The following is a 16,286-nucleotide window of genomic DNA, read 5'->3' as shown; positions in this document are numbered from 1 at the left end:
CGACATGATCAGCGCGCACGTCACCACTCCCAAGCTCGTCGTTTCGTGGATTGCCCTGCTCGTGCTGACGTTCCTCTCGTTCGGCAGCTCGCTCTTGGGCCTCGGCGAAGCGGAGCTCTTCATCGCGCTCGGGATCTCGGTCGTGAAGACGTTCGTCGTGCTGTTCATCTTCATGCACCTCGTCGAGCAGCGCTTCGCGAACAGGCTCATCGTCATTCTGACGTTCCTGTTCATCGTGCTGCTCGTCACGCTCACGGTCGCCGATCCGCTCACCCGCAAGACGTTCCCGCCGCGGCCCGATCCCGCCGCAAGCCCCTATCCCTGATTCGCGGGATTCACTCCTCGGCCGCCCGCGTCCAGCGCGGCGGCTCTCCATCCGCGGGCAAACGCGGCAGGATCTCCTGCGGATGGAACGCCGACTTGTAGCGCAAGGACGGGCAATCCGAGACGCGATACCCCAGATAGACGTAGGGTTTGCCCTGGGCGCGGGCGATCTCCACGAGCGTGAGCACGTTGCCCACGCCGGGCGAGCGCCACGCATAGGTGGGATCGTAAAAACAATACACGGCGCTCCAGGCGCGCGGCGTCTCGTCGCAGATCCCGATCGCCACGAGGCGCCCGCCGGCCTCGTCGTCGTAATAGGCGACCTCCCGCGCGGACGGGTGGGGGAACGCGAATTGATAGAAATAATCGCGCGAGGTCAGCTTGCCTGGCGTCCATTCGCGCGCCTGCTCCCGGTCGCCGTGCCAGGTGTGATACAGGGCGAGCCGCTCCGCGTCGACGCGCGGCGGCCCGACGACGACGCGAAACTCCGCGCCGCGGTTGCGCGCGCGGCGCTGGCTGCGGCTCGGCTTGAACTCGCTCACGAGGATACGCGTCGAGACACACGCCACGCAGGAAGGGCACACGGGGCGGAAGTAATCGGGGCCGAAGCGGCGGACGCCACGCTCGAGCAGGGTGTCGAGCTCTTCGGGATCGACGTCGAGAAGGATGTGGTGTTCGAGCGACGCGCGCTCCGGCGGGATGTACGAGCAGGCGCGCGGGGGTTCGACGATGTGCTGGATCAGGCGGGCCATGGACGCGGTTGGGCTTGGCGGCAGTGTCGCACGGACGGATAGCGCATCACCAGAGCCCGGTCACCAGAGGCTGTCCGGTTGCCTCATTTCGTGCACTTCTCGTCGGGCACGTCCTTGCGCCGCGACCAGCCGCGGCCGCTCGCGGAGGGCCCCGCAGGCCGGTATTTCGCCGTGATCCGATCGTCGCCCCGCTGCACGACGATCGTGACGGGAACGTCGCTCCGACCGGCCGCGGTGACGGCCTCGACGAGCTCGTCTCCCTCGCGCAGCCCTGCCTTCGCCGCGGGTCCGTCCGGACGAACCCCTAGGAGCACCGACGGGATCTTCGCGCGCGTCGCGACCTCGTCGAAGCCGAGGTCGTACCGCTCGTAACGCCGCGTCTCCCGGCGAAAACACGGCCCCAGCGCGCTCTCGGGCAGATCGAGCCGTCCCCCGCGCTCGATCGCCTCGGCGAAGACCTCGGCCTCGGCCGGGCCGATCTCGGCCTTCATCGCGTCGATCCACGCCGCGACGGGCAGCGGCCCGCGCCGCTCCTTGGCCTTCGCGTAGAGCGCGCGCAGGACCTCCTGGAGGCTCTTCTGGCCGCCGCTCTTCGCGCGGATCGCCGCGTCCACGTGCAGCGCGTAGAGCGCCCCGCGCGCGACGAGGAGCGGCACGACGCCGGGCTCGCGGAAGCTCTTCGCGAGCGCCGCGTTGCCCTCTTTGCCGCGCGGCGACGTCGCGATCACCGACTCGAGCCCGTTCACCTCGTCGGCCACTTCGAGCGGCGTCACGAGGCCAAAACGAAAGAGCATGTCGCGCGCGAGGTGACGCACGACGCCCTCGGCGAACCACGCGCCCTCGGCTTGTCGCGAAGGGTCCTCGGGCCCGATCCAGAGCCGCTCGCCGACCCACGCGCGTAGCATCTCCACCGAGGTCGCGATGCGCAGCGGACCGGACCAGGGTTCGCCCACGGCGACGTGCAGGAGCACGCTGCGCGTGCGCCGCGCCGCGAGGAAGCGGCCGGTGGGGCCGGGCTCGGGCACGATGAGGAACGTCTGCGGGATGGGGCTGCGCTCGCCGAAGAGCTCGCCCGCGGCGGTGCGGAACGCGGCCGTGTCCGCGGAGACGGGGCGCGGATCGAAGGCCGTGTAGCCGAACCACGCGGCCTCGTCGTGCCCTTCGAGCGTGTCGAAGACGGCCGTGCCCATGCGGCCCGCGAGCATCACCGCGGAGCGCAGCTCGTCCGTGGTGACGTCGACCTCGCGCGACGCGCCGATGCCGAAGCTCGTCGCCGCGCCGCTCACGGAGGCGCCGCTCTCCAGCGTTCCGTAGGGGCTCAAATCGATTTCGAGCTTCGCGGCGAGGCGCAACGCGCGCGCGGCATCCGGCAGGAGGAGCGCGTCGCCCGTGACCTCGAGCCGATCGGGATCCGAGAGCAAGAAAGGGAGTTTGCCCGGCGTGACGCGCGACTCGACAGTGTACGTGAGGCGAAGCTCGCCCTCGGGGGCGCGCGCGAGCTCGACCGATACGTGATCGGGGTGCGGATCCTGTCGCGCGTCGATCGTCCCTCGCGCGTCACGCGCCTCCTTCATTCGAAAGGCCTTCGGATCGGGCGTGCGGATCGTGAACGCGCGGCCGGGGAACGCGCCGCCGCCGCGGAACGTGAGCGCGACGTCGAGCGACGCCGCCGCGAGGACGGGGCGGATCAGGACGTCGAGGCCCGGCCCTTCGTGGGCCTCCGAGGCCGCCGGTGGCGCGGGGATGAGCTTGGCGTCCGAGGTCTCTCTGCGCGCGGTCGTGGGCTCGGGGCAGCGTGCCTTCGCGTTCGGGGGAGGCGTCGTGCAAGCGGCGGAGGCGACGGCGAGCGCGAGGACGACCGAGCGGGAGGGCATAGGGGAACGCGAGAATACGGGTTTTCCCCGGGGTTGGCGAGGGCCGGCCCGTTCGGGGCGCGGGCTGGGCTTTTTCCGGGTGACGAGCTGTGCGATAGTCGCCTTATCGCATGAGCCAGACGAAAACGGACGCACTCTCCCTCGGCGCGGCGGTCGTGATGCTCCTCCTGCCGCAGCGGCCGCCGCTCTTGCTCGTGGATCGGATCGAGGGGTATTCGCGCGCGCCCCGCCCGACGCTGCACGCGGCGCGCGCGGTGAGCGTGAACGAGCCGTTTTTCTCGGCGGAGCTGCCGACGCCGCCCGTGCTGCCGCGATCGCTCGCGCTCGAAGGCATCGTGCAAGCGGCGAACCTCCTGCAAATCTTCGTGGCCGTGCAGCGCGAGCTCGAAGCAATCGGCAGAAGCGCGACCGAGCTCGTGTCGGCGCTGCGCAACGCGGACGTCGGATACCGCCTCGAACCCGGCTTCACGCCGGGCCTCGGCGAGGACATTCTGGCCGCGATCACGATGGCGGGGCCCGCGCGCACGGGCGCGATCGGCGCGAGCCAGCTCCGCTTCCTGCGCAACGTCTTTCCGGGCGACGTGCTGACCTACGAGGTCCGGCTCATCCGCGAGGGCGCGGACGTGCAGCATTTCGAGGCGGAGGTCGAGGTGCGCGGGCAGCCGGTGGCCCAGGGGATGTTTTCGTTATCGAAGGTGGAGGGGATCCTGCGGTGAAATGCGGGGGGCGCGTTGCCCGCCTCTCAGGCCACCCGGCTCCGATCCTCCCGCGTCTCCGTGCGCGCCGCGTCCGTGCGCGCGAGCGGCTTCGGTCGGCTCTCCGTGCAATCGACGATCTCCCAATCCATCGCCTCGCCAAACGCGCGCCCGAGGCGCTCCTCGACGACGCGCCTCGATTCGGGGCTCCGGTCGATCCCGACGAAGCGGCGCCCGAGGCGCGTGGCCACGCTGAGCGTCGTTCCCGAGCCGCAGAAGGGATCGAGCACGACGTCGCCCTCGTTGCTCGCGGAGAGGATGACGCGCTCGAGCAGCGCCTCGGGCTTTTGCGTCGGATAGCCGAGCCGCTCTTTGCCTTTCGCCGCGATCACGCCGATCTCCCAGACGTCCGAGAGCGGGGGCCCCACCGTCTCCTCGTCCGAGACGCCGGGCTTCCGGTGCCCCGCGGAGAAATCGGCGCGCTGCTTTTTCGTGCCAAACGTCTTTTTCGTGGACTCTGCGAGCTCCTCGTACCCGTAGAGCGTGTGGAACGTGTGCTCGTTCGAGGCCTCGCGCGTGTAGAAGAAGAGCACGTCGTGCATGCGCTGGAAGCGGCGCGCGCGGGCGGGCCAGCGGCGGTAGCGCCAGACGATCTCGTTGCGGAAGCAATCGGGGCCGAAGGCCGCGTCCATCAGGACCTTGAGGTAATGGCTCGCGGTGGGATCACAATGCAAGAAGACGCTGCCCGTGGCGCGGAGGACGCGGCGGATCTCGACGAGGCGGGGCGCCATCATGGCGAGGTAGGCCATCGTGTCGCAAGGCCCGAGGAAGCCGTGGAGCCCTGCGAGCGCGCGCCCGACGGGCTCGTCCCGGGCGGCGAGGGCTGCGAGCGAGCGCGCGGCAGCGTCGCCCCAGGCCCACGTGTCGTCGAACGCGACCGCGCCGGGCTCGTCCGCCGTGACGCCCGTGTAGAGGTGGTACGTCCTTCCGCTTTGAAACGGTGGATCCAGGTAGACCAGATCGACCGAGGCGGAGGGGACGCGCTCCCGCAGAACGTCGAGGTTGTCGCCGACGAAATAGGTGCCGCGGCGCGCGGGCGAAAGGGGCGAAGGTTGGCTCGACATGAAGGGGCGTTCGGCTCCTAGCAGGGAGCCGAGGCGCGGGCCAAGATGTCGGCGGGGACGTTCAGAAGTCGACGCGCGCGCCGGCCTGAAGCCACCGCGGCGCGCCGGGGCGGGCACCATAAGGACGGCGGGAGGCGATGTAGGCGGTGCCCGTCAAGTTTCGTCCGAGCGCGTAAATCGTCAGCCATTTCAACGGACGGACGTTCACGGAGGCGTCGAGGAGGAAATAATCGTCCGTCGCCGTCCCCGGCGCGGGCTCGCCCTGCGAGGCGAGCTCACGCATGCGGCTCGTGTACGTGCAGCCCACGTTTGCGCCCCAGCGCGGCGTCTCGACGCCGATCGAGGCCGCGAATTGGTGCCGCGGGACGTACGGCAGCACGTCGCCCGCCTCGACGTCGCCGAAGATGGGATCGGACGACTGGAAGCTGTTCGTGAATTGCGCGTCCGTGAACGTCCAGCTCAATCGCCCGGGGAGCGCGAGGTTTTCCCGCAGCTTGATCTCGCTCTCGGCATACGCCTCGAAGCCGAGCACGCGCGCCTGTCCGCCGTCGGTTTGCCGGTCGAGGTTCTCCTCGACGCAGCCCGTGGAGAACGAGCACAGGTTCGTGAGGTTCTTGTAGTCGCTGTAGAAGCCGATGATCTCGGCGCGCACGCGCTTCGGTGACCAGCGCACGCCCGCCTCGTAATTCCAGGTCTTCTCGGGCCGCACGAGGTTGTTTTGCCCCGGCGGGATGGGGGAGAAGCCCTGGTGCACGCCGAAGAGGAGGCCGAAATCGCGTGGCAATGCGAGGAAGACGCCCGCGCCTGGCAGGACGACCTGCTGGATGGTCAGGTTTTCCTCGCCCGTGAGGTGATCGGAGAGCACGCTGCGGATCGATTCGAGGCGGGCGCCGGCCGTGAGCGTGAGTGGTCCCCACGTCGCGGCGTCGGTCGCGTACATCGAGAGTGCGTGCGTGTAGGCGTCGTTTTCGGCGGTCGTCTGCGTGGGGCGCCCCTCGGGGACTGGCACGCCGCCTTCGATCAGGAAGCCGTCCTGCGTATGGCTGCGTCGGATTGAGTCGTAATGGAGCCGGACGCCATATTCGATCCGGTGGGAGATCGGGCCCGTCTTCGGGCGCCATGACACGGTGGACTGGAGGCCTTGCGAGACGAAGGTCCGGTCATTCGGCCCGATCATGAGCGTCTCGTCGTCCGTGCTCGGGGCGACGGCCCCCGTGAGCACGCCATAATAAAGGGCGTTGCGCGGGTCGGTCGGGTTCGCGAGGACGTCGGCGACCGAGATGCCGCGGAAGGCGTTCACCTTGCGCCAGATCCGGTGCATGTCGTGGCGATAGAGGATCGTCGTGACCTCCAGGTTCGGGCGGAGACGCGCGCGGTGCGTGAGCTGGAATTGCGTGCGGTTCCAGTCCATGCGATCGAGGCGGCTCGCTCCGTAACGACGATAGGGCGTCTCGCGGAAATCCGCGTCGCTGAGGCCGAGGTACGTCTCGTTCGAGCCTTCGTTCTGGTAGCCCACCTTGAGCTCGAGCTCGTTCACCACGGAGCCGACGGGATCGAAGGTGTATCGACCCTTCATCATGACGTCGGTCCGGGCAAACCCGGTGTCGCCGCCGCCGTCGAGCTCTTTGAACCCGTCGTTCGCGAGGTGCACGGCCTCGAGGAGGACGCCGTATTTGTCGTCGGCGAGCCCTTGCCGCAGGTGCACCTTGCGGAGCATGTATTGCCCGAACGAGACGTCGAGCATGCCGCGGCGCTCGGAGGGAATGGCCGCCGTGGTCATGTCGATGGCGCCGCCGACGGTATGCGGGCCATAACTGATCGCCGAGGGGCCCTTCACCACGCGCACCGAATCCATGCGGCCGATGAGCGGGAAATAATAGGCGGCGGGCGCGGAGTAGGGCGCCGGGCCGAGCAGGACGCCGTCCTCCATCAGCGTGATCTTCTTGCTTCGATCGGAGACGGCGCCACGAATGCCGATGTTCGGGCGCAAGCCGAAGCCGTCCTCCTCGCGGACGTAGACGCCGGGGACGCCGAGCAAGATCTTGTGGGGATCGTCGTACTTGAAGCGCTGGAGCTGCTTCGTCGTGACCACGTGCGCCGAGCCGCTCGTCTGCTGGAGGCGCGTGCCGACGACCGAGATTTCAATCGGAGGAGGAGGCTCGGCGCTTTTCGCGTTCGTCTCCGCCGTTGCATCGGTTTGCGGCGCGGGCTCGGGCGGAGGCGTAGCTTCGGGCGGCTCGCCTCCGGTCTGGGCGAGGGCCGCGGGCGAGAGCGAGAGCAAGAGGAGCGCGGGGAGCGTCGCGCGTCGAATCAGGGGCGATGCCATGCCAGGGACTCGAGGTGAATGGGAGGTGCTTGGGGGACGGGCCGGATCCAGGGGGCCTTGGCGAGCCCGTCGGAAAGGGATGCGAGATCGACCGTCGGATCGAGGAGCAGCTCGGCCGGACGGCCATTGAGCGAGACGGGCGCGTGCGCGCGCACGACGGGGCGTACGCCCTCGCGGGCCTCGAAATCGCGAGCGATCTGGTGCGCGAGCCGCAGGATGAGGTCCGGCTGCGTGGAGAAATCACGCTCCTGGCGGCCATTCAGGTACTTGCGCGGGGGGACCTCCTGCGTGCGTCCCGTCCTCGGGTCCGTCACGAGGTACGTGACGCTGCCGTTCTTTTCACGGAGCATGACGCGCCAGGAAAAACGGATCCCTTGCTCGTGCCAGAGAACGTTTCCTCCGTAGAGGTGCGTCCGCAGGGGCCAGAGGAGGTGGAAGGCGCAATAACACGCAGCAAGGGCGATTCGCGCGCCGAAGAAGCGGGGGAGGGGCGCGGCGGCAGGGGCGGGCAGGGGAGGGGCGGGCGCGGGGGCGCGGCGCCGGAAGAAACGGGCGAGGTTTCGTGGCCAGCTCGGCGAGAAGAACACGAGCGCCGCGACGACCATGATCGCCGGGAACATGCCGATCGGAAAGAGGAGCTTTGTAACTCCGTGAAAGAAGAGGACGACGGCATACGCGGCGACGCGGGTCCTCGGCATCAGCAAAAAGGCCACGACCGTGAGGTCGAAGAGGCACCCCGCCCAGCTCATGAGGAAGGCGACCCAGCGTTCGCCGAGCAGCGGGCCGATGATCGGCAGATAGGTGCGCGACGAGAGCCAGATGTTGAGCGGCTGCGCGTGGAGGAGCCAATCGCTGTTCACCTTCGCGAGGCCCGCAAAGAAATAAACGGCGCCGACCTGAAAGCGGAGCAGGTACGTGCACCACGCGGGCAAGGTCGCGCTCCGTTGCTTCGGGAAGAGCCACGCGTCCACCGAATACGCGCGGTGGAGGGGCATGAAGGCGAGGAGGAGCGCGAGCAGGCTGACGAGGTAGTAATGGTTGAGGTAGTTCGTGACGTCGAGCAGCTGGACGTAGGTGAAGCCGACGAGGAAGAGGACGATCGCGGCGCGATAAAGGAAGCCGACCGCGACGCACGCGCTCACCACGGCGAGCGCCACGAAGAGCGCGTGCATTCCCCGGGCCGAGAGCGGCGCGAGCCAGTCGAAACCCCAATACGACAGGAAAAACCGGGGTTTGACGAAGAATTCGTCCACCCAGCCATACGCGAGGAAGCGGATCGCGCTCACGCAGCCGAGGAGGCCGAAGCAAAAGCGGAACGCGGCGAGCGCCGCCGCGTCCTCCGGCCGGAGGAGGAAGGACGCGAGCCGCGCGAGGCGGCCCGGGGGGACCGCGTCGGCGCGTTCAGTCATTGTCGCCTTCCAGGAGCTGCGGGAGCTCGAGATCGAGGACCGTGACGAATTCGGTCTTGAGGCTGTCGGTGATTCGCTTGACGGCGTCGTGGAGCTGCTTCACGGTCTCGGGGTTTTCCGCGATCGCCTGGGCGAGATCGTCGGTAGGGACGGCGTCGGACGCGGCGATGGCCGCATTCACGTCCGCGTTCATTTTCTCGGCGAGCGCGGTCGCGCCGAGCGCGACGAGCACGTCGTCGAAGCCCACGCCCTCGCCGTCCTTGCAGCCGCTCATCAGCATGCGGAAGCCGATCAGGTTGTTCCGCACGTGCGGCCTCGATCGGCGGGCGAAGCGCGACTCCACGGCATCCGGGCACGTCGTGTCGCTGCAATCCATGATGCCGAGCGGGCGCGCGAGCTTCTGGTCCTTCACGTGCGTCTCGATGTGGAACATCGCGTCGCTCACCGCATTGAGGGCCATCTGCTCCGTCGTGTACACCGAGCCGTTCTTGCCGGGGTTTCTGAATTGCGCGGCGAAATCACCTTCGCCCGGGCGCCACGCGCCGAGGAGCTGTCCGGCCATCGCGGCGACGCCCGAGGAGACGGCCGACGCATACGCGGCCTTTCGTGAGGCGAGCTCGTCCGCGCCGAGCGCGGCCCACGAGCCGGAGGCGTTGATGCCCGACGCGGGGCTGCAGGCGTTGTCCGTGCCCGTGTAGAAGAGGAGGTATTCGGCCGCGGCGAGGCCCCGCATGTTGATGAGCGCGGTCGTGCCGAAATTCGGGGCCTCGTACGCTTTCGAAACGATGTTTTGCTCGACGAGGCAGCGGCTCACGAGGGGCCAGGAATAAATGGTGTCGCGAAGGCCCTTTCCGCCGGGCGTGTTCGTGGGGCCACCGGGGCCGAACTGGAACGGCTCGGCTCTTTGCCAGAGGTCGATGGCCTTCGACCACGCGGCCTGCGCCTCGGCGCGGCCTTCGGGGTCGGTCTTCGCTTCGGTCGCGGCGAGCTCCTGCGCGGCTTTCTGGAATGCGTCGAGCAGCTCCAGGTTGCACGTGGCAATGGCGTCGAGCAGCGTCGCGCGCGTCACGGTACCGGTCCCGCCCGTCGGATCGCCGCTGCTGCCGCCGGTCGAGGACGAGGCGGTCGTGGAGCCTGCATTCGAATCCGGCGGGGGGCGGCCGGTCGAGTAAAACGCGATTCGCTCGCAGCCCGCGACGAGGCCGACGGCGAAAATGCCACCGAGGAGCGCGCGCGCGACGCTCCTGCTTTGCAGCCACCTCCTGGGAGGCGGAGCGCTCACCTGCGAATGGTTCTGCATGGACATCCTCTTCCCTTCCGAAGCCAGGTCACGGGCAGGGGGGCGGATGGTAGCACGCTTGTCGAAGTTGAAAACTACTTTCAAGTACGACCGACACGAAAGATGTTTTGTGGACGTACGTACGGTGCGCTGGATGAGTGTGTTGGTTGGTGTACAAATCATCCGGATATGCTGCGTGTTGGTTGGAGTACAAAATGTTCGGAGGTGGTGTTCGTTGGGGCACCAAGGATGCGCAGGCGGCTGTGAATCTGCTCGCTTCCCGCGGAAAGTGCGGCGATCGGGGTGCGGTTTCGGGTTGACACGATGCGGTCCGTGATCTACCCATCGTTGCTGTTGAAAATGTTTTTCATTTTCTTTTTCAAGTGACGACGCGAGTCGCTGGGTGCCATCCGACTCGCCCGAAAAATAACGTAAGGAGAACCTAGCAATGAACGCGAATACGGGAGCCATTCGCCGCGCATTGGCGCGCAAGACGTACCTCGTTTCCCTTTCGGCCAGCCTGCTGCTCGGCGCGCTCGTCGTCGGCTGCGGGGACGATGCCCCGAACAATCCGAGCGGCTCGGGCACGGGCGCCTCCGGCGGGACGGGCGGCACCGGCGGTATGGGCGGGGCAGGCGGCGGCACCGGCGGCACGGGGATGGGCGGCGCCGGCGGGACGGGCGGAGACGGCGGCGCGGGCGGAAATGGCGGCGCCGGCGGAATGGGCGGCGCCGGCGGAATGGGCGGCGCCGGCGGCGGAGGCGGGTCCGCGGAGGCGAAGCCCGTGACCGTGCCCATTTCGGAGATGGGGCACGATCGGCTGTACGGCGTGACGTTCGACGCGCAGGGCAACATCTACGCGACCGGCAATTCGGCAGAGGGCACGGCCGCGGACGCTGATTTTTCGACGATCGTCGTGAAATGGCTGCCGAGCGGCGAGCTCGATGCGACGTTTGGCGACAAGGGCATCGCCAAGCACAACGTCGCGGTGGGGACGAACGGCGAGGTGACGCGCGGGATCGTGGTGCAATCGACGGGGAAGATCGTCGTCGCCGGCACGATCGAGCACGCGGGCGCGGCAGACGCGCGGGATCGCGACATCGCCGTGACGCGGTTCAACGCCGACGGGACGCTCGATACGAGCTTCGGGACGAACGGCGTGGCCCTGCTCGACCTGAGCGAGGGCGAGCTCGTGGGCAATACGTACGTCGCCGATGCGCATTGGGGCTTGAACGTCTACGCGGACGACAAGCTGCTCGTGGTGGGCGCGCAGAAGGCGCCCGGCCGCACGGACACCGATTTCGCCGCGGTGCGCCTGAGCGCCGACGGGACGAGCGACAATGCCTTCGGGACGAACGGCGTCGCCTTGCTCGACATCGCCCAGCAGAACGCGAGCGCGCGTGGGGGCCGGATCCTCGCCGATGGAAGCGCCATTCTCTCCGGGTACAACCGCGACGCGGACAACATCGTGAGCCCCGTCGTCTACAAGCTCGACAGCACGGGCAAGCTCGACGCGACGTTCGGCGTGGGCGGCGTGTTCAACCAGATCGTGCTCGCCTCGGTGGCCGAGGTGTACGACCTCGTGCCGCAAGGGTCGAGTTTCGTCACCGTGGGTTACGGCTCGAATGGCGGCAGCGACAACCTCGACTGGCTGTCGCTCCGCATCACGGGCGACGGCAAGCTCGATGCGACGTACGGCCAGAATGGCTACGTCCGGGTCGACATGGCCGGTCAAAACGACAATGCCCGCACGATGATCGCGCTCCCCGACAAACGCTCGCTGCTCGTGGGCGGCGGGAGGCCGACGGCCGACAACGTCGACGCGATGGTCGCCGTGCTGACCGAGAATGGGGCGGTCGACACGACGTTCGCGCCGAACGGGTGGAAGCAATACGATCTCGGCGGGGTCGCCGACATGTTCTGGGGCGCGGCGCTCTCGCCCGACCAGAAGCACGCCGCGATCGTCGGGACGAAGTCCGTGGGCATGGGCCCCGGCAACGACGACGGCGTGCTGCTCCTCCTGCCCGTCGGGAATTGATCGATTCCTTCCCCCCCGGTCGTCTGCCCCGGCGCGGGCTGCCTTGACGGGCCGCCCGCGCCGGGGCACGAACCTCCCCATGCAGACCCTCGAGATCGTCTCCGAGGACGAGGACCTCCGGGATTGGGTCGACGTCGTGAATACGGCGGATGTCTGGGGGATCCCCTCGTTCGAGGATGCTCGCCATCTGCGCGGCCTTCACCCGGACCGCCTCGATTGGGTGTTTCGCAGGGACGGGAACGCCGTGGGTGCCGCCTTTGTCCGACCTTCCGGCGGCAACGGCGTGGCGGGCCTGTGGGTACGGCCCGAGAATCGCCGCCAGGGCGTGGGGTCGACCCTGCACGGCGCGCTTTCGCAGCACGCGCGGCGGCTCGGGCTCCACGCGCTCGAAATCGAGGTGCACGAGAGCGAGAGGGACGCCCGCGTGTATCTCGAACGGCGCGGCTACGAGGAGGTGGGGCGCCAGATCGAGCTCGCGCTGGACCTCGATTCCGTGCCCATGCCCGAGGTGAAGCCGCCGGACGGCATCACGGTCGTGACACGCGCCGAGCGGCCCGATCTCTTGCCCGGCATGTACCAGGTCGCGCGGGAGGCCATTCCCGACATCCCCGGGGAGGCGGAGGACGAGGTGGGGTCCTTCGAAGAATGGATCGCCGCGGACATGGACCGGCCCATCCATACCCACGATCTCACGTTCATCGCGATGCAGGGCGCCGAGGTCGTCGGGTATGCGGTGCTCCAGCGTGGCCGCGGCGGCGTCGCGTTTCACAGCCTCACGGGGGTGCGGCGGGGATGGCGCGGGCGTGGCATCGCGAGCGCGCTCAAACGGGCGCAGGTGGCCGGCGCGAAGCAGGCCGGCTTTCGCCGCCTCGTGACGGAGAACATCGTCGAGAACGCTCCCATCCGGCACCTCAATGCGTCGATGGGGTACCGGCCCCTGGCGAGCATGATTCTCTTTCGCGGGCCGCTCCTCGACGCCGCGCGGTAGGGCGCGCCCACGCTCGAAGCGCGCCGCGTCGCGAGCTCGGTCTCGCGCGCGGAAGTTCTCTCGGCGCCGCCTTCGCCGTCGTGGCGAATGCGCGGGCTTTATGCGATGGCGTCCTGGGAGGCGCGTCCGCGCGACATCTTCAGCGCATACGTGATCGAGGCCTGCAGGTTCGCGCAGGTGACGATGCCCGAGAAGTCGGCGCCGATTTCCACGAGGGTGCGCGCGACCTCGGCGCGAATGCCGCTCAGCACCATTTGCGCGCCGAGCAGGCGCACGGCGTGCGCGGTCCGGACGAGCGCGCCCGCGACCTGCGTATCGAGGTCGACCACGCCGGTGACGTCGAGGATCGCCACGCGCACGCGCCCGCCGCTGATGCCTGTGAGGAGCACCTCGAGCACCCGATCGGCGCGGTCGGGATCGATGGCGCCGACGAGCGGCATGGCCACGATGTCGTCGCGGATCGGGACGAGGGGCGTGGAGACCTGGCGCAGGCGCTCCTGGCTCTGCTGCAGCGCCTCGAAGGCCCGCTTCTGCTCGGTCATGTCGAGGATCTGCGAGATGAAATGCGCAGGCGCTCCGCTCTCGTCGCGCACGAGGGCCACGTGGAGGAGAGCATGGACGATCGAGCCGTCCCGGTGGATGTACCGCTTCTTGAGCTTGTAGCGTGGAATCTCGCCGCGGAGCACCTTGCCGACGAGGTCGAGGTCGATCTCGAGGTCGTCGGCGTGCGTGATGTCCTGGAAGCGCAGCCGGATGAGCTCCTCGGGCGTGTATCCGAGCATCTCGGCGAGCGCGCGGTTCGCGCTGACGAAGCGGCCCTCGAGGCTGACGATGGTGAGCCCGACCGGCGCACAGTCGAACGTTTGCCGGAATCGCTCCTCATTGAGGTGCCGCTCGCGTTCGAGGAGCGCGTGGTCCTCGAGGAGCCGGCGTGCCTCCTCCACCTGGGCGCGGAGGGCGTGGTTTTCGGCAATCAGCGCGGCATTACGGCGCTCGATCTCGACGGTGCTCGCCGCAGGTTGTTCCGGAATGTACGTACTCATGACCCCCGGTACGGATATCGACCTCCCCGCCAGAATACACCCACCAGCGGCTTCAGGAAATGCCTGAATTTGTAGGGGTGGACAGGACGGGGTCGTGCACTTTTCGTGGGGTGTGCCCACCCCCGTCAAAGGACCGGTTCGTCCTTGTTCGTGATTCCGGATGGGAGAGCGTGCGGTTCGCCGCCGGCGTCAGGGATTTGGCAGGGTCCAGCGCAGCGGCGCCGAGCCGGAGCCGGCGCGGTGGCGCATCGAGATCCTCACGCCGCTCGCTCGAGCGCGCTCACGTCCGGAGCACGGCCCCGCCTCCGACCGCGTCGACGACCCGCACCCCGCCCGGCGGAAAACCAATCGCCACGAGCCGCGGCGCGCCCTTCGGCTGCGTATGATAACGCTTCCACACGGGCGCGACGCCGCCGCCGTGACGCCGGAAGACCTCCCGCTCGGTGACGAGCCAAGGCACGCCCTCGTCATCGAGGCCCATGGCGACGGGAATGCCCTCCGCATCGGAGGCCTCGACCGCGGATCCGCCGCGATCGAAGCGCATCACAATGCCCACGCCCGCGGCCCACGCCTCGCCCTCGGCGCCCGCCACGCAGAGGAGCAACGCGGGTTTGTCGTTCAAGCTCGCCGCGGAGGAGCGGACCTCCTGGTCGTATCCAATCCACAAGGCGCGCGCCTTTTTGCCGCGCAAGCTGCCCGCGACGAAGAACCCGAGCGGGCCCGAGGCAATCGCGGAGACCTCGCCGCCGAGCGGCAAGAGGAGCGGATCGGCCCAGCGGACGCCGTCGTTCGAGAGCCAAAGCTCCGGTCCGCCCTCGCCCGCGTCGGCCGTCACGACGCCGAAGGCGCGGCCGTCGCCGAGCGCCGCGACGATTTCGCCGACGGGCCCCTCGTCCGCGCGCCGCGGCAGCATGCCCTGCACGAATGCGTCGCCCCGCTGCAAGAGGACGTGCGCGGGGCCCACGAGCGCAATGCCGCCGCCCGGACCACGCACGAGCCACCGCGAGGCGGCGATCTGCGCGCGATAAGGCCGCGGGACGTCGACCGAGAACGTGCGCGGCTCCCGCTTGGACAAACCATGCAGCTCGCTGCCCGAGCGCGCGAATCCCCAGGGGCCCGGGAGGAACACCACGCCGCCCGGCGAAAGGAGGAGGGGTTTTTCGGTGGTGGTGCGCGGCGGCGCGAGGGCATCCATCGCGGCGAAGACCTCCTCCTCGGACGGCAAGATGCGCGTCTTGCGGAACGAGGTCATCGGCTGGTGCTCGCGCGCCGCGATTTCGATCCAGCGCGCCGCGGCCGCTTCCAGGGGCGGCAGGAGCGCCTCGGCGAAGGCCTCGACGGAGGGGAACCGCGGCGGAGAGCCCTCGAACATCGAGCCGCCGAGCAATTTCCGGGCGTGTGTCTCGTAAAACTTTGCGCCGTCGAGGTCCCACGTCCCCTCGGGCAGCACCGGCGAGGCGCCTTGCCGGAGCGCGAGGTCGACGGCGCCGAGCAGCTCCTCGGCCGCGAGGAAGCCGCGATGCAGCTTTTTCGCCGTGCGCAGGCTGCGCCGCTCGCCCACGTACCACGAGGGCATCGAGCGGCACCATTCCTCGCCCGTCAACATGAACCAGATGGTGGCGGCGAGCGCGTGGACGTCCGTCCAGGGCCCGACGAGCGGGTTGCGCCGCGAGGGCGCGACCGACGAGAGCGCCTGCTCGGGGCCGCCATATCCGAGCGTGATCCCCTGCACCGTGGCGAGCGCGAGCCCGTCGACCCGCGCGATGCCGCAATCGGCGATCTTCGGGGTTTCATCGTCCAGCGGGCCGGCGACGAATACATTGTCGGGCTTGAGGTCGCGGTGGAGGATGCCGAGGCCGTGCAGGACGCGGACGCCCTCGAGCATGCCCCGCGCGAGCCGGTGAGCGCGGACCGGATCGATGCCCGTCTCCCGCGCTTTGTCGACGCGGTCCGTGAGCGTCGCGCCCTCGCTCGAGGCCTCGACGTATTCGAGCGCGATCCAGGGCAGGACGAGGGGCGGCTCCTCTTCGAGCGCGACGAGGGCGCTGCCGTGGCCGTAATACCCGATCACGAATTCGCTGGGCGGGACGAGGTTCTTCACCCGATCGAGCGCCTCGATCTCGCGCTGCGCGAGATCCCGGCTCGTCATGCCCATCTGCGCGAGGCCCTGCTCGGTCCCGGGCTTGACGAGCTTCACCGCGACCCGCGCGGGCGCGAGCTCCGAGAGCCCGGGCGCTTCCGTGTCCCCGTCACGCTCGGCGAGGAAGACGGCGGACATCCCGCCGGAGCCGAGCCACTGCACGAGGGAGAGGCCCGCGGGCTCGCCGGTCTCGGGGTCGACGAGCTCGGGTTTGTCGTCGGCGAGATCGGTGAGCTCGAGGTCGGTGCACCGCAGGACGGGAATCATGGGCCGCCGGCACGATACCTTGCCGCG

General features: G+C 68.9%; 12 protein-coding genes. 4 read left to right on the top strand and 8 right to left on the bottom strand.

The annotated features are described in order from the left end of the window. The first annotated feature begins 4 nt into the window (after positions 1-4). Entirely contained in the window at positions 5-325 is a 321-nt protein-coding gene (locus QHF85_RS22830; protein ID WP_281329391.1) for a cytochrome C oxidase subunit IV family protein, read from the top strand. 10 nt (positions 326-335) lie between these two features. Here QHF85_RS22830 and QHF85_RS22825 read toward each other — a convergent pair whose 3' ends face one another. Then, positions 336-1,076, bottom strand: coding sequence for an arginyltransferase (locus QHF85_RS22825; RefSeq protein ID WP_281329390.1), 741 nt, complete (start codon positions 1,074-1,076; stop codon positions 336-338). A gap of 83 nt (positions 1,077-1,159) precedes the next feature. Further along, complete coding sequence (locus QHF85_RS22820; protein ID WP_281329389.1) at positions 1,160-2,950, bottom strand: hypothetical protein; 1,791 nt, start codon at positions 2,948-2,950, stop codon at positions 1,160-1,162. 110 nt (positions 2,951-3,060) lie between these two features. Here QHF85_RS22820 and QHF85_RS22815 point away from each other — a divergent pair, with 110 nt between their 5' ends. Then, on the top strand, positions 3,061-3,666 hold the full coding sequence (locus QHF85_RS22815; protein WP_281329388.1) for a hypothetical protein: 606 nt from the start codon (positions 3,061-3,063) through the stop codon (positions 3,664-3,666). A 26-nt stretch (positions 3,667-3,692) separates the two neighbouring features. Here QHF85_RS22815 and QHF85_RS22810 read toward each other — a convergent pair whose 3' ends face one another. From QHF85_RS22810 to QHF85_RS22795, 4 genes are all read right to left on the bottom strand, one after another. Next, positions 3,693-4,769 carry a site-specific DNA-methyltransferase gene (locus QHF85_RS22810; RefSeq protein WP_281329387.1) on the bottom strand — a complete coding sequence of 359 codons (1,077 nt, stop codon included), beginning with the start codon at positions 4,767-4,769 and terminating at the stop codon, positions 3,693-3,695. A gap of 61 nt (positions 4,770-4,830) precedes the next feature. Further along, entirely contained in the window at positions 4,831-7,095 is a 2,265-nt protein-coding gene (locus QHF85_RS22805) for a TonB-dependent receptor (protein ID WP_281329386.1), read from the bottom strand. After that, positions 7,080-8,504: an HTTM domain-containing protein gene (locus tag QHF85_RS22800; RefSeq protein WP_281329385.1), complete on the bottom strand. Its 1,425-nt coding sequence runs from the start codon at positions 8,502-8,504 to the stop codon at positions 7,080-7,082. Before QHF85_RS22800 ends, QHF85_RS22805 begins: the two co-directional genes overlap by 16 nt. Beyond that, the gene (locus QHF85_RS22795) at positions 8,497-9,804 is read right to left on the bottom strand and encodes an imelysin family protein (RefSeq protein WP_281329384.1); all 1,308 of its coding nucleotides are present in this window, start codon (positions 9,802-9,804) and stop codon (positions 8,497-8,499) included. The genes QHF85_RS22800 and QHF85_RS22795 overlap by 8 nt, the downstream gene beginning before the upstream one ends. Positions 9,805-10,231: 427 nt before the next feature. Between QHF85_RS22795 and QHF85_RS22790 the strand changes: the two genes are divergently transcribed. Together QHF85_RS22790 and QHF85_RS22785 are read left to right on the top strand one after the other, a co-directional pair. Next, positions 10,232-11,821 carry a delta-60 repeat domain-containing protein gene (locus tag QHF85_RS22790; RefSeq protein ID WP_281329383.1) on the top strand — a complete coding sequence of 530 codons (1,590 nt, stop codon included), beginning with the start codon at positions 10,232-10,234 and terminating at the stop codon, positions 11,819-11,821. A gap of 79 nt (positions 11,822-11,900) precedes the next feature. Beyond that, positions 11,901-12,809 carry a GNAT family N-acetyltransferase gene (locus tag QHF85_RS22785; protein ID WP_281329382.1) on the top strand — a complete coding sequence of 303 codons (909 nt, stop codon included), beginning with the start codon at positions 11,901-11,903 and terminating at the stop codon, positions 12,807-12,809. Positions 12,810-12,907: 98 nt separating this feature from the next. On the opposite strand, the gene QHF85_RS22780 is transcribed toward QHF85_RS22785, so the two are convergent. After that, entirely contained in the window at positions 12,908-13,852 is a 945-nt protein-coding gene (locus QHF85_RS22780) for a PAS domain S-box protein (RefSeq protein ID WP_281329381.1), read from the bottom strand. 280 nt (positions 13,853-14,132) lie between these two features. Continuing rightward, positions 14,133-16,259, bottom strand: a complete 2,127-nt coding sequence (locus QHF85_RS22775) for a protein kinase (protein ID WP_281329380.1) — start codon at positions 16,257-16,259, stop codon at positions 14,133-14,135. Positions 16,260-16,286: the final 27 nt, after the last annotated feature.

The organism is Polyangium sp. 6x1 (genome assembly GCF_029946515.1).
In the GTDB taxonomy this organism is placed as follows: Bacteria; Myxococcota_A; Polyangia; order Polyangiales; family Polyangiaceae; genus Polyangium.
The sequence above is the reverse complement of the archived record's forward strand: the minus strand, read 5'-3'. Positions and strand labels throughout refer to the sequence as shown.